The organism is Achromobacter marplatensis (genome assembly GCF_002209535.1).
Classification (GTDB): domain Bacteria; phylum Pseudomonadota; class Gammaproteobacteria; order Burkholderiales; family Burkholderiaceae_B; genus Achromobacter; species Achromobacter marplatensis.
On record NZ_NJIG01000007.1, the window covers coordinates 182,646 to 195,130 of the forward strand.

The following is a 12,485-nucleotide window of genomic DNA, read 5'->3' on the forward strand; positions in this document are numbered from 1 at the left end:
AGGAGTCACCCAGCATGAAATCTTTGCGCCCCCTGATCGCCGCGTTGGCGGCCGTTGCCGCCTTCAGCGGCACCGCCCAGGCCCAGACCACCGACTGGCCCGCCAAACCCATCACCATGATCGTTCCCTACGCGCCGGGCGGCTTTGCCGACACGCGCGTGCGGTTGCTGGCGCGCAAGCTGGGCGAATCGCTGGGCCAGCCCATCGTGGTCGAGAACAAGGCGGGCGCGGGCGGCGTGGTCGGCACCAACCTGATCGCCAAGGCTGCCCCGGACGGCTACACCATCGGCACAGGCAACCTGGCCCCCATGGCGGTGAACCCGTCGCTAATGACGGAAATGCCGTACAACCCGCAAAAGGACCTGGCCCCCATCGTCCTGATCGAAAACAGCCCGCTGGTGCTGAGCGTGAATAACGAGCTGCCGGTCAAGACGCTGGCTGACCTGATCGCACTGGCGAAGAAGCAACCCGGCAAGCTGTCCTTCGGCTCGTCTGGCGTGGGCGGCGCGCACCACCTGTCGGGCGAAATGTTCCGCGAACAGGCCAAGATCGACATCGTGCACGTCCCTTACAAGGGCGGCAGCCTGGCCGCGACCGACCTGATGGGCGGCCATATCTCGATGATGTTCGAAATGGGCTATTCCGCGCTGCCCGCCATCCAGGGCGCCAAGATCCACCCCATCGCCGTCACGTCCGCCAAGCGCCTCGACGTGCTGCCTGACGTGCCCCCGATGGCCGAATCGGGCCTGCCGGGCTTCGAGTCCTATAACTGGCAGGGCATCGTGGCCCCGGCGGGCACGCCGGCGCCGATCATCGCCAAGTTGAACGCCGAATTCAACCGCATCCTGAAGGAACCGGATGTGCAGAAGGCCATTGCCGACACCGGTAGCCAGGCCGGCGGCGGCACACCCGAAGAATTCGCGGCCTTCATCAAGAGCGAAACCGAGAAGTGGGCCCACGTCATCAAGGCTGGGAACATCCAGCTTCAATAACCCCTAGGAGTCTTCCCATGGCCACCCGTCTGCTTGACCTTCTAAAGTTGGACCATCCCATCATCCAGGCCCCCATGGCGGGCGGCGCAACCACGGTGGAGCTGGTGTCCGAGGCGTCGAAAGCGGGCGTCCTGGGATCGCTCGGGGCGGCCTACATGAGCCCCGAGCAGATCGAGGCGGCGGTGGCGGACATCCGTGCCCGCACGCCGCGCCCGTTCGCCATCAACCTGTTCGCATCCGTGGCGGAGCAACCCACCCAGGGCGACACCGGCCGCATGCTGGCCCTGATGGCCCGCTACCATGAACAATTGGGCCTGCCGGCCCCGGCCGCACCCGGTCCGCAGGCCGACCCGCTGCCCGGGCAGATCGACGCCATGCTGCGACTACGCCCGGCGGTCTTCAGCTTCACCTTTGGCCGGATCCCGGCCGACGTGCTGGCGCGCTGCCGCGAACTGGGCATCCTGACCGTCGGTACGGCCACCACCGTGCGCGAGGCGGTCGCGCTGGAGCAGGACGGCGTGGACGCCGTCGTGGCCCAGGGGGCCGAAGCGGGCGGGCACCGCGGCACCTTCCTGGACGATTTCGAACAATCGCTGATCGGCACCATGGCGCTCGTGCCGCAGATGGCGGACGCGGTTTCCGTGCCGGTGATCGCCTCCGGGGGCATCATGGACGGCCGCGGCATCGCCGCCGCGCTGGCGCTGGGCGCCGACGTGGCACAAATGGGGACGGCCTTCCTCACGACAGACGAGTCGGGTATCAGCGACGCCTACAAGGCCGTGCTGCCGGCATCGCGCGCCGAACAATCCCGCGTGACCCGCGCCTTCTCGGGCCGGCCCGCGCGCGGCATCTCCAACGCCTTCATGCGCGACGCCGACGCCATCGCCGCCGACATCCTGCCGTATCCGCTGCAGAATGCGCTGACCCGCCCCATGCGCACGGCGGGCGGCAAGGCCGGCAATATCAACGTGCTGTCCCTGTGGGCAGGGCAGGCCGCCCCGCTGGCCCGGCGCGAACGCACGGCCGACCTGGTCGACCGCCTGGCGCGGGAAACCCGGGCGGCCCAGGCGCGCCGCTGAGCGCCGGGCGGGTCTCGCCCGGCGTCCCGCGCCGGGGCGGGCGATTGTCCCTGATACCGAAAACACTGTTCCACTGGCGACCTATCGCATTGTGATTACAAAGCGTCGGGCTACAATGGCGCCTCGCCGCTGGGGGCCAGAGTCCGTCTTGGTCCCCCGCACCTGAGATAACCGGGCGCTTCCCGACGCAGCCTGTCTTGCCCGCGCCGCCCCGGTTAGCCGTCCTGCGTGTCGACAAGGCAACAGGGCAAGCTCCGCCACCGAAACACCCATTTCGTTGCCCATGCCCGCTCAAACAAGCAGCACCCCGGAATTCGCCCTGCGCCTGGAAGGTGTGGCGCTAGGCTACGGTGATTTCACCGTCTTGCGCGATATCTCCATGGACGTGCGCGCGGGCCAAGTGGTCGCCGTCATGGGCGGCTCGGGTTCGGGCAAGACCACGCTGTTGCGGGCGGCCACCGGCCAGCTCGTCGCGCAGCAGGGCCAGGTCCTGGCGTTCAGCCAGGACATCGGCCGCGCCAGCCGCGCCGAATTGCAATCCCTGCGCAAGCGCATGGGCGTGCTGTTCCAGCAGGGCGCGCTCTTCACCGACCTGAATGTGTTCGAAAACGTCGCGTTCCCGCTGCGCGAACACACCAAACTGTCCGAATCCGACATCACCGACCGCGTCCTGGACAAACTGGATGCCGTCGGCCTGCGTGCTGCGGCGCACCTGAAGGTGGCCGAGATCTCCGGCGGCATGGCGCGCCGCGTCGCGCTCGCCCGCGCCGTGGTGCTGGAACCCGAACTGATCCTGTACGACGAACCCTTCGCCGGGCTGGACCCGATCTCGCTGGGCATCACCGCCCGCCTGATCCGCAGCCTGGCCGACCGCCTGGGTTGCGCCTCGGTGCTGATCACCCACGACGTGCAGGAGTCCTTCGCCATTGCCGACCAGGTGTACCTGGTGGGGCAGGGCAAGCTTGCCGCCGCCGGCACCCCGGAATCGCTGTCGGCCTCGCAAGACCCGTATGTCCAGCAATTCCTGAAAGGCGAACCCGACGGCCCGGTCGCGTTCCAGTATCCCGAAACGCCCGCTTTCCAGAAGTGGCTTTCCGAACAGAAAGGGCGCAAAGCATGAGCGGATCCCACAATCCCGTGAGCGCGCTGGGCGGTTGGGTGCGCAACCTCGTCTCCGGCATCGGCTACTTCACCCGCTTCTTCGGCGGCATGCTGGCACGCAGCGGCATCGTGTTCTCGCGCCCGCGCCTGGTCTCGCAACAGGTCCATTTCATCGGCAACTATTCGCTCCTGATCATCGCCGTGTCCGGCATGTTCGTGGGCTTCGTGCTGGGGCTGCAGGGCTATTACACGTTGAACCGCTATGGTTCCGAAGAAGCGTTGGGGCTGCTGGTGGCCCTGTCGCTGGTGCGCGAACTGGGTCCTGTCGTGACGGCGCTGCTGTTCGCGGGCCGCGCGGGCACGTCCCTGACCGCCGAAATCGGCCTGATGAAGGCCGGCGAACAACTGTCGGCCATGGAAGTCATGGCCGTCGACCCGATCCGCCGCGTGCTGGTGCCGCGCCTGTGGGGCGGCATCATCGCCATGCCCATCCTGGCGGCGGTGTTCTCCATGGTGGGCATCCTGGGCGGCTGGGTCGTCGGCGTCCTGATGATCGGCGTGGACGCGGGCGCGTTCTGGTCGCAGATGCAAAGCGGCGTCGATGTCTGGAACGACGTGGCCAACGGGGTCATCAAGAGCCTGGTGTTCGGCGTCACGGTGACGCTGGTGGCGCTCTATGAAGGCTGGCAGGCTCGGCCCACCCCCGAAGGCGTCGCCCGCGCCACCACGCGCACCGTGGTCGTGGGCTCCCTGGCGGTACTTGGGCTGGACTTCCTGCTCACCGCCTTGATGTTTGGAAATTGAAACGGATCGATCATGTCACGCGAAAAAACCGACTTCTGGGTAGGCCTGTTTGTACTGCTGGGCGCGATCGCGCTGGTGTTCCTGGCGTTGCGCGCTGGCAACCTCAGCACCTTTTCCTTCGCCCCGACCTATACGCTATCGGCCAATTTCGATAACGTAGGCGGCCTCAAGCCGCGCGCCGCGGTCAAAAGCGCTGGCGTCGTGGTGGGCCGCGTGTCCAGCATCACCTTTGACGACAAGACTTTCCAGGCGGTCGTATCGGTGAATCTGGAGAAGGCCTACCAGTTTCCCAAGGACACCTCGGCGTCCATCCTCACGTCCGGCTTGCTGGGCGAACAGTACCTGGGCCTGACGGCGGGCAGCGAAGAAGAGAACTTTACCGACGGCGGAAAAATCCGCTATACACAAAGCGCGGTTGTGCTTGAACAGCTGATCAGCCAGTTCCTGTACGGCTCCGCGGAGAAGCAGGGCGCGGCCTCAGAACCCGAACCCGCGGCGAAAGCGCCAAATTGAAGACGATGCGAAAGAAGCCGTAACAGGCTGCACTTGGCCATCGCAATATCATAAGAATCGTCGATAGGAATGCCCTGATCATGAACAAGAACGCAATTTCCCGAATTGCCACCATCGCAGCGGCGGGTGCGCTGATGGCCGGCTGCGCCGCGCCGCAGAACCCGGATCCGCGCGATCCGTGGGAAGGCTTCAACCGGGGCGTCTACAAGTTCAACGACACGGTCGACCGCGCGGTCTTCAAGCCGGTCGCTCAGGCCTATACCTTCGTCACGCCGCAGCCCGTGCGCAGCTGCGTGCACAACATCTTCAGCAACGTCGGCGACCTCTGGTCCGGCGCCAACAGCTTCCTGCAGGGCCGCGGCCACGACTTCGTGAACACGCTGGGCCGCTTCCTGTTCAACACCACGATGGGCGTGGGCGGCTGCTTCGACGTGGCCTCGGCCAACGGCGCGCGCAAGATCCCCAACGACTTCGGCACGACGCTGGGCGTGTGGGGCTTCGGCCAGGGCCCGTACCTGGTGCTGCCGTTCTTCGGCTCGTCCACGGTGCGCGACGGCGCAGGCCTGGTCGGCGACATCTACGGCACGACCTACGGCTACATGGGCGTCGACTCCATCGACAACGTGCGCCTGCGCAACTCGCTGTGGGGCCTGCGCCTGGTCGACACGCGCGCCAGCCTGCTGAACGCCACCGACACGATCGACCGCGTCGCGCTGGATCCGTACAGCTTCATCCGCGACGCCTACCTGCAACGCCGCAACGCCATGGTGCTGGGCCACCGCGTGGAAGACGAAGGCGCCCTGCCCAACTACGAAGACGACGAGGGCGATGCCCCTGCCGCCGGCAAGGCCGCCCCCGTGCCGGCACCCGCAACCAAGTAAGCTGTGGCTTGCGTTCATCGGTACAGTAAGGAGTTTTGATGCGATTTGCTTTTGTTTCCCTGTTGCAGCGCCTGACTTTCGCGGGCCTGCTGGGCCTTGCCGCCGCCGGCGCCGCGCAGGCCAAGCCCGACCCCAACGGCTCGCCCGACCAGTTCGTCCTCGCGACCGCCAATGAAGCGCTGGACGTGCTCAAGGCGGACGGAGCCGTCAAGGCCGGCAATACCACCCGCATCAACGAAGTGGTCAACCAGCACATCCTGCCCTACGTCAACTTCCAGAAGACGACGCGCCTGGCCGCAGGCCGCTACTGGCGCCAGGCGTCGGAACAGCAGAAGACGGCCCTGGCCGATGCGTTCCGCGGCACGCTGGTGCGCACCTATAGCGGCGCGTTGACCCGCGTCACGCCCAGCACCACCGTCAAGGCCCTGCCGTTCCGCGGCGACCCCAAGGCCGACGACGTGGTCGTGCGCACGCTGATCAGCCAGGCCAACGGCCAGCCGACCGGCGTGGACTACCGCCTGGAAAAGACACCGCAAGGCTGGAAGATCTACGACATGAACGTCGAAGGCATCTGGCTGATCGAGAACTACCGCAACCAGTTCGCGCAGCAGATCAACCAGAGCGGCATCGACGGCCTGATCAAGGCCTTGAACCAGCGCAACCAGTAATTCCACGGTTCCGGCTGCTGTCGGCCCGGCGCGCCCTTAGTGGCCCGCCGGGCCAATTATTTAAGGGACGGATGATGCCTCCATCCCTACGCCGTCCGGGGCCATAGGCGCTTGCCGCCACGGCGCGCTTATATAATGATCAATTCGCTCTTTCCGGGCACCTCCCCGCCGTCATGTCAGCCGTCAGTCTAGAAAACGTCTCCAAGGTCTACTCGCCGCGCCAGCGCGGCTGGCAGAAGCTGCTCGGGCGCACGCCCGCTCCCGGCTTCCAGGCGCTGGACCATGTCAGCCTGAACATCGAGCACGGCGAGTTCTTCGGCCTGCTCGGCCCCAACGGCGCGGGCAAGACCACCCTGATCTCCATCCTTGCCGGCCTGGCGCACGCCTCGTCCGGGCGCGCCACCGTCTGTGGCTACGACGTCGTGGCCGACTACAAGTCGGCGCGGCGCGCGCTGGGCGTGGTGCCGCAAGAGCTGGTCTACGACCCGTTCTTCACGGTGCGCGAGACCCTGCGCATCCAGTCCGGCTACTTCGGCCTGCGCAACAACGACGACTGGATCGACGAAATCCTGTTCAACCTGGGCCTGGCCGACAAGGCCGACAACAACATGCGCGCGCTGTCCGGCGGCATGAAGCGCCGCGTGCTGGTGGCGCAGGCGCTGGTGCACCGTCCCCCCGTGATCGTGCTGGACGAACCCACCGCGGGCGTGGACGTGGACCTGCGCCGCACCCTGTGGGAATTCATCTCGCGCCTGAACAAGGCCGGCCACACGATCATGCTGACCACGCACTACCTGGAAGAAGCGGAAGCCCTGTGCGGCCGTATCGCCATGCTCAAGCGCGGCCGCATCGTGGCGCTGGACACCACGCAGGCCCTGATGGCCCGCGTCGGCGGCGTCGACCTGGAAGACGCGTTCGTGCGCATCATGCATCAGGGCGACGAGCCCGCCACGCCCGCCCTGCAACCCGAAGAGATTTCGTCATGACGCCGCCCACCGCGACCGCCAGCCAGCCGCTGGTGCAGCCCCGCCTGGATGCGGGCTCCGGTTTTCCGACCCTGCTGCGCAAGGAGCTGCTGCGCTTCTGGAAGGTCGGCTTCCAGACCATCGCCGCCCCCGTCATCACGGCGCTGCTGTACCTGCTGGTGTTTGCGCACGTGCTGGAAGGGCGCCTGATGGTGTACGGCACCGTGCCCTACACCGCGTTCCTGATCCCGGGGCTCATGATGATGAGCATGCTGCAGAACGCGTTCGCCAACCCGTCCTCGTCGCTGATCCAAAGCCGCATCACGGGCAACCTCGTCTTCATGCTGCTGCCCCCGCTGTCGCACCGCGACATCTTCGGCGCCTTCGTGCTGGCGGCCGTCGTGCGCGGCCTGGCCGTAGGCCTGTGCGTGTGGGCGGTGGCGCTGTTCTTCGTGTCGCTCGTCCCCGCCAACCCGCTGTGGCTGCTGGTGTTTGCCGTGCTGTCCTGCGGCATCATGGCCGTGCTGGGCGTGGTGGCGGGCCTGTGGTCTGAAAAATTCGACCAGTTGGCCGCCTTCCAGAATTTCCTGATCATGCCCGCGACGTTCCTGTCCGGCGTGTTCTATTCCATCCACACGCTGCCGCCCTTCTGGCAGAGCGTGTCCCACTGGAACCCCATCTTCTACGCCATCGACGGATTCCGCTACGGGTTCTTCGCGGTGTCGGACGTCTCGCCCTGGCGCAGCCTGGCGGTGGTGACGGCGGTGTTCCTGGCGCTATCGCTGTATGCGCTGCGGCTTCTGGCCAGCGGCTACAAACTCAGGAACTGACGTCCATGCTTCCCACTCCCGCGCAAGTCCGCCAATACATCGCGGACGGCCTGTCCTGTGAACATCTCGACGTGCAAGGCGACGGCTCGCATTTCGATGCCGTCATCGTCAGCACCGCCTTCGAAGGCAAGCGCCTGATCCAGCGCCATCAGCTGGTCTACGCCGCGCTGGGCGACCGCATGAAGGCCGAGATCCACGCGCTGTCGATGCGCACGCTGACCCCCGCCGAATACCAGCAAGCAGGCAAGTGATGGATAAACTCCGCATCACGGGAGGTGCGCGGCTACACGGCGAAATCTCGATTTCCGGCGCCAAGAATTCGGCGCTGCCGATCCTGTGCGCGGGCCTCTTGACTGCCGATGCGCTGACCCTCACCAACGTGCCGCACCTGAATGACACGGCCACCATGCTGCGCTTGCTGGGCCGCATGGGCATGCGCGCCGAACGCGGCACGGACGGCGTGGTGACGCTGCAGGCCGACCGCGTCGACAACCTGGAAGCGCCGTACGAGCTCGTCAAGACGATGCGCGCCTCCATCCTGGTGCTGGGCCCGCTGCTCGCCCGCTTCGGCGAGGCGCGCGTCAGCCTGCCCGGGGGCTGCACCATCGGCCAGCGGCCGGTGGATCAGCACATCAAGGGCCTGGCCGCGCTGGGCGCCGACATCAGCATCGAACACGGCTTCGTCGTCGCGCGCGCCAAGCGCCTGAAGGGCGCGTCCGTGCGCACCGACATGGTCACCGTCACCGGCACCGAGAACCTGCTGATGGCCGCCGTGCTGGCCGAAGGCCGCACCGTGCTGGAGAACGCCGCGCGCGAACCCGAAGTGGTGGACCTGGCCGAACTGCTCATCAAGATGGGCGCCCGCATCCAGGGGCACGGCACGGACCGCATCGTGATCGACGGCGTTGCCCGCCTGCACGGCGCCGAACACCGCGTCATTTCCGACCGCATCGAAGCCGGCACCTTCCTGTGCGCCGTGGGCGCGGCAGGCGGCGACATCCTGTTGAAGAACACCGACGCCAGCATCCTGGGCGCCACGCTGGACAAGCTGACCGAAGCCGGCCTGACCATCGAGACCGGCCCGGACTGGATCCGCGGCGCGATGTCCACGCGCCCGAAAGCCGTGGGTTTCCGCACGCATGAATACCCCGGTTTCGCCACCGACATGCAGGCCCAGGTCATGGCCCTGAATGCGGTCGCCGAAGGTACCTCGGTCATCGCCGAGACGATCTTCGAGAACCGCTACATGCACGTGCAGGAACTGCGCCGCATGGGCGCCGACATCGACATCGACGGCCACACCGCCGTCGTGCGCGGCGTCACGCGCCTGTCGGGCGCCGCCGTCATGGCCACCGACCTGCGCGCCTCGGCCAGCCTCGTCATCGCCGGCCTGGCGGCCGACGGCGACACGCTGGTCGACCGCATCTACCACCTGGATCGTGGTTACGACCAGATGGAAGTCAAACTGCGCGCCCTGGGCGCGAATATCCAACGCGTTACCGGCAAGGAACAGGCATGAACGATGCCAAAACGAAACCCCTGACCCTGGCCCTGTCCAAGGGCCGGATTTTTGAAGAAACCATGCCGTTGCTGGCCGAAGCCGGCATCGAAGTGACGGAAAGTCCGGAAAGCTCGCGCAAGCTGATCCTGCCGACCAGCGACCCTGGCCTGCGCCTGATCATCGTGCGCGCCTCCGACGTGCCGACCTACGTGCAATACGGCGCGGCCGACCTGGGCATCGCGGGCAAGGACGTGCTGATCGAGCACGCCAAGGAACAGCCCGGCGGCCTGTACCAGCCCATCGACCTGAACATCGCCAAGTGCCGCCTGGCCGTGGCCGTGCGCAACGGCTTCGACTACGAAGGCGCCGTGCACCAGGGCGCGCGCCTGCGCGTGGCCACCAAGTACGTCCACTCAGCCCGTGAACACTTTGCGGCCAAGGGTGTGTACGTCGATATCATCAAGCTGTATGGTTCGATGGAGCTGGCGCCGCTGGTCGGCCTGGCCGACTGCATCGTCGACCTGGTGTCCACCGGCGGCACGTTGCGCGCCAACGACCTGGTCGCCGTGGAAGACGTCATGCCGATCTCGTCGCGCCTGATCGTCAACCAGGCCGCGTTGAAGACCCGCGGCGCCCGCCTGCAACCGCTGCTGGACGCCTTCGAAAGAGCCGCCTCCCGCAACGCCTGACCCCCGCCCGCCGCGACGCGCGGCGGCCGCTTTCCGCTTTGCTGCATGACGCCATGGCCCTGATCAATCGTCTCGACTCCCGCGATCCCGGATTCAAATCCGCCCTGTCCAAGCTGCTGGCCTTCGAGGCCACCGAGGACGAGTCCATCGACCGCGCCGCCGCCGGCATCCTGGCCGACGTGCGCACCCGTGGCGACGCCGCGCTGGTGGAATACACGCAGCGTTTCGACCGCATGCCGGGCGCATCGGCCGCCACGCTGGAAATCCCCAAGGCCGACTGGCATGCCGCGCTTGCCGCGCTGCCGGCCGCCCAGCGCAATGCGCTGGAAGCCGCCGCCGACCGCGTGCGCAGCTACCACGAACGCCAGCGCGCCGAGACCTGGACCTACACCGACGCTGAAGGCACGATGCTGGGCCAGCAGGTGACCCCGCTGGATCGAGTGGGCCTGTACGTGCCGGGCGGCAAGGCCGCCTATCCGTCGTCGGTACTGATGAACGCGATCCCGGCCAAGGTCGCGGGCGTGCCGGAACTGATCATGGTCACGCCCACGCCCGACGGCGTGCGCAACCCGATCGTGCTGGCCGCGGCCGCCATCGGCGGCGTGGACCGCGTGTTCGCCATCGGCGGCGCGCAGGCCGTTGGCGCACTGGCCTACGGCACCGGCACCGTGCCCGCCGTGGACAAGATCGTCGGCCCGGGCAACGCCTATGTCGCCGCCGCCAAGCGCCGCGTGTTCGGCACGGTCGGCATCGACATGATCGCCGGCCCCAGCGAAATCCTGGTCATTTGCGACGGCAAGACGCCGGCCGACTGGATCGCCATGGACCTGTTCTCGCAAGCCGAGCACGACGAACTGGCGCAGTCCATCCTGCTCTGTCCCGACGCCGCGTTCATCGAGGAAGTCGAAGCCGCCATCGCGCGCCTCCTGCCCACGATGCCGCGCGCCGACATCCTGCGCGTCAGCCTGGCCAACCGCGGCGCGCTGATCCAGGTCCAGAGCCTGGACGAGGCCTGCCAGATCGCCAACGACATCGCGCCCGAGCACTTGGAAATCTCCACCGAGCAGCCCGAGATCTGGACCGCCAAGATCCGCCACGCCGGCGCGATCTTCATGGGCCGCTTCAGCTCGGAAGCGCTGGGCGATTACTGCGCGGGCCCGAACCACGTGCTGCCCACGTCCCGCACGGCGCGCTTTTCGTCGCCGCTGGGCGTGTACGACTTCCAGAAGCGCTCCAGCCTGATCCAGGTCTCGCACGCGGGCGCCCAGACGCTGGGCCGCATCGCCGCCGAACTGGCGCTGGGCGAGGGCCTGCAGGCGCACGCCGCCAGCGCCCAGTACCGGATCGACAAGCCATGAGCGCGGCCCCGGCGGCAAGCGTCGCCGGCCGCATCGCCGGCACGGTCCGCGCCGATATCCGCGAACTGGCCGCGTATCCGGTGGCCCACGCGGAAGGCTGCATCAAGCTGGACGCGATGGAATGCCCCTACGAGCTGCCCGACGCCGTCCGCGACGACATCGCCCGCACCGTGCGCGACACGGCGCTGAACCGATACCCCGCGGCCGACCTGTCCGCGCTGCAGCAGGCGGTGAAGGCCAGCTTCGGGGTGCCTGACGGCGCCGACGTGCTGTTCGGCAACGGCTCGGACGAACTCATCCACATCGTCGTGCAGGCCTGCTGCAACCCGGGCGATACGGTGATGTCGCCCTGGCCGTCGTTCGTCTATTTCGACATGGCGGCCCGTTTCGACCACGCTCGCTTCGTCGGCGTGCCGCTGACCGATGATCTGACCCTGGATTTGCCGGCCATGCTGGCCGCCATCCGCGAACACCAGCCCAAGGTCGTGTTCCTGGCCGTGCCCAACAACCCCACCGGCGGGCTCTGGTCCGACCACGACGTGCAGGCGATCATCGCCGCCGCCCCCGGCCTGGTGGTGCTGGACGAGGCCTACCAGCCCTTTGCCGAGCACAGCTGGATGCCCCAGGTGCTGGACGCGCCCAACGTGGTCGTCATGCGCACGGTCTCCAAGATCGGCCTGGCGGGGCTGCGTTTCGGCTACATGGCCGGCCACCCGGACTGGATCGCCGAACTGAACAAGGTGCGCCCGCCCTACAACCTGGACGTACTGACCCAGGCCACGCTGATGACGGTCCTGCGGTACAAGGACGTGCTGGACGAGCAGGCCGCGCGCTTGCGCGCCGACCGCGAACCGCTGGCCGCCGCCCTGGCCGCCTTGCCCGGCGTCAGGGTATTCCCTTCCGCCGGCAACTTCATACTCGCGCGCTTTTCCGGCAAGCTGGACGGCAACGCCGTGCATCTTGCGCTGAAAACGCGCAAAATATTGATTCGTAACTTCTCCAACGCCCATCCGCTCCTGGCCAACTGCCTGCGCATCTCGGTGGGCGCCCCGGCCGAGAACGCCGCCTTGCTGGCTGCCCTGCAAGAGATTTTGAGTGCTTAAC

Annotated in this window: 14 protein-coding genes; all 14 read left to right on the top strand. The window is 67.2% G+C overall.

The genetic code is table 11. The features are described 5' to 3' along the window. The first annotated feature begins 14 nt into the window (after positions 1-14). The 14 genes from CEY09_RS18200 to hisC all read left to right on the top strand — a co-directional run bounded on the left by CEY09_RS18200 (position 15) and on the right by hisC (position 12,484). Complete coding sequence (locus CEY09_RS18200; protein ID WP_088589744.1) at positions 15-992, top strand: Bug family tripartite tricarboxylate transporter substrate binding protein; 978 nt, start codon at positions 15-17, stop codon at positions 990-992. 17 nt (positions 993-1,009) lie between these two features. Next, the gene (locus tag CEY09_RS18205; RefSeq protein WP_088589745.1) at positions 1,010-2,071 is read left to right on the top strand and encodes an NAD(P)H-dependent flavin oxidoreductase; all 1,062 of its coding nucleotides are present in this window, start codon (positions 1,010-1,012) and stop codon (positions 2,069-2,071) included. Between the two features lie 283 nt (positions 2,072-2,354). Further along, positions 2,355-3,191 carry an ABC transporter ATP-binding protein gene (locus tag CEY09_RS18210; RefSeq protein ID WP_088589746.1) on the top strand — a complete coding sequence of 279 codons (837 nt, stop codon included), beginning with the start codon at positions 2,355-2,357 and terminating at the stop codon, positions 3,189-3,191. Further along, a complete protein-coding gene (gene mlaE, locus CEY09_RS18215; RefSeq protein ID WP_006224547.1) occupies positions 3,188-3,976 on the top strand; it encodes a lipid asymmetry maintenance ABC transporter permease subunit MlaE in 789 nt (262 codons plus the stop codon). The genes CEY09_RS18210 and mlaE overlap by 4 nt, the downstream gene beginning before the upstream one ends. Before the next feature lie 12 nt (positions 3,977-3,988). Next, a complete protein-coding gene (gene mlaD, locus CEY09_RS18220) occupies positions 3,989-4,489 on the top strand; it encodes an outer membrane lipid asymmetry maintenance protein MlaD (RefSeq protein WP_006224546.1) in 501 nt (166 codons plus the stop codon). Between the two features lie 80 nt (positions 4,490-4,569). Continuing rightward, positions 4,570-5,370, top strand: coding sequence for an MlaA family lipoprotein (locus CEY09_RS18225; RefSeq protein WP_088589747.1), 801 nt, complete (start codon positions 4,570-4,572; stop codon positions 5,368-5,370). 38 nt (positions 5,371-5,408) lie between these two features. Continuing rightward, positions 5,409-6,038, top strand: a complete 630-nt coding sequence (locus CEY09_RS18230) for an MlaC/ttg2D family ABC transporter substrate-binding protein (RefSeq protein ID WP_088589748.1) — start codon at positions 5,409-5,411, stop codon at positions 6,036-6,038. A gap of 173 nt (positions 6,039-6,211) precedes the next feature. Continuing rightward, a complete protein-coding gene (locus CEY09_RS18235; RefSeq protein WP_006224543.1) occupies positions 6,212-7,024 on the top strand; it encodes an ABC transporter ATP-binding protein in 813 nt (270 codons plus the stop codon). Continuing rightward, entirely contained in the window at positions 7,021-7,833 is an 813-nt protein-coding gene (locus CEY09_RS18240) for an ABC transporter permease (RefSeq protein ID WP_006224542.1), read from the top strand. Before CEY09_RS18235 ends, CEY09_RS18240 begins: the two co-directional genes overlap by 4 nt. A 5-nt stretch (positions 7,834-7,838) precedes the next feature. Further along, on the top strand, positions 7,839-8,084 hold the full coding sequence (locus CEY09_RS18245; RefSeq protein WP_006224541.1) for a BolA family protein: 246 nt from the start codon (positions 7,839-7,841) through the stop codon (positions 8,082-8,084). Further along, positions 8,084-9,352 (top strand): UDP-N-acetylglucosamine 1-carboxyvinyltransferase, encoded by a 1,269-nt coding sequence (gene murA / locus CEY09_RS18250; protein WP_088589749.1) that lies wholly within the window; start codon positions 8,084-8,086, stop codon positions 9,350-9,352. Before CEY09_RS18245 ends, murA begins: the two co-directional genes overlap by 1 nt. Then, complete coding sequence (gene hisG, locus CEY09_RS18255) at positions 9,349-10,023, top strand: ATP phosphoribosyltransferase (protein WP_088589750.1); 675 nt, start codon at positions 9,349-9,351, stop codon at positions 10,021-10,023. The genes murA and hisG overlap by 4 nt, the downstream gene beginning before the upstream one ends. A gap of 53 nt (positions 10,024-10,076) precedes the next feature. Next, positions 10,077-11,381: a histidinol dehydrogenase gene (hisD, locus tag CEY09_RS18260; RefSeq protein ID WP_088589751.1), complete on the top strand. Its 1,305-nt coding sequence runs from the start codon at positions 10,077-10,079 to the stop codon at positions 11,379-11,381. After that, positions 11,378-12,484, top strand: coding sequence for a histidinol-phosphate transaminase (hisC, locus tag CEY09_RS18265; protein ID WP_088589752.1), 1,107 nt, complete (start codon positions 11,378-11,380; stop codon positions 12,482-12,484). Before hisD ends, hisC begins: the two co-directional genes overlap by 4 nt. Position 12,485 lies beyond the last annotated feature (1 nt).

Coding starts and splice junctions, on each gene's coding strand:
- CEY09_RS18200 (WP_088589744.1), top strand. CDS start 15: ATGAAATCTTTGCGCCCCCTGATCGCCGCGTTGGCGGCCGTTGCCGCC.
- CEY09_RS18205 (WP_088589745.1), top strand. CDS start 1,010: ATGGCCACCCGTCTGCTTGACCTTCTAAAGTTGGACCATCCCATCATC.
- CEY09_RS18210 (WP_088589746.1), top strand. CDS start 2,355: ATGCCCGCTCAAACAAGCAGCACCCCGGAATTCGCCCTGCGCCTGGAA.
- mlaE (WP_006224547.1), top strand. CDS start 3,188: ATGAGCGGATCCCACAATCCCGTGAGCGCGCTGGGCGGTTGGGTGCGC.
- mlaD (WP_006224546.1), top strand. CDS start 3,989: ATGTCACGCGAAAAAACCGACTTCTGGGTAGGCCTGTTTGTACTGCTG.
- CEY09_RS18225 (WP_088589747.1), top strand. CDS start 4,570: ATGAACAAGAACGCAATTTCCCGAATTGCCACCATCGCAGCGGCGGGT.
- CEY09_RS18230 (WP_088589748.1), top strand. CDS start 5,409: ATGCGATTTGCTTTTGTTTCCCTGTTGCAGCGCCTGACTTTCGCGGGC.
- CEY09_RS18235 (WP_006224543.1), top strand. CDS start 6,212: ATGTCAGCCGTCAGTCTAGAAAACGTCTCCAAGGTCTACTCGCCGCGC.
- CEY09_RS18240 (WP_006224542.1), top strand. CDS start 7,021: ATGACGCCGCCCACCGCGACCGCCAGCCAGCCGCTGGTGCAGCCCCGC.
- CEY09_RS18245 (WP_006224541.1), top strand. CDS start 7,839: ATGCTTCCCACTCCCGCGCAAGTCCGCCAATACATCGCGGACGGCCTG.
- murA (WP_088589749.1), top strand. CDS start 8,084: ATGGATAAACTCCGCATCACGGGAGGTGCGCGGCTACACGGCGAAATC.
- hisG (WP_088589750.1), top strand. CDS start 9,349: ATGAACGATGCCAAAACGAAACCCCTGACCCTGGCCCTGTCCAAGGGC.
- hisD (WP_088589751.1), top strand. CDS start 10,077: ATGGCCCTGATCAATCGTCTCGACTCCCGCGATCCCGGATTCAAATCC.
- hisC (WP_088589752.1), top strand. CDS start 11,378: ATGAGCGCGGCCCCGGCGGCAAGCGTCGCCGGCCGCATCGCCGGCACG.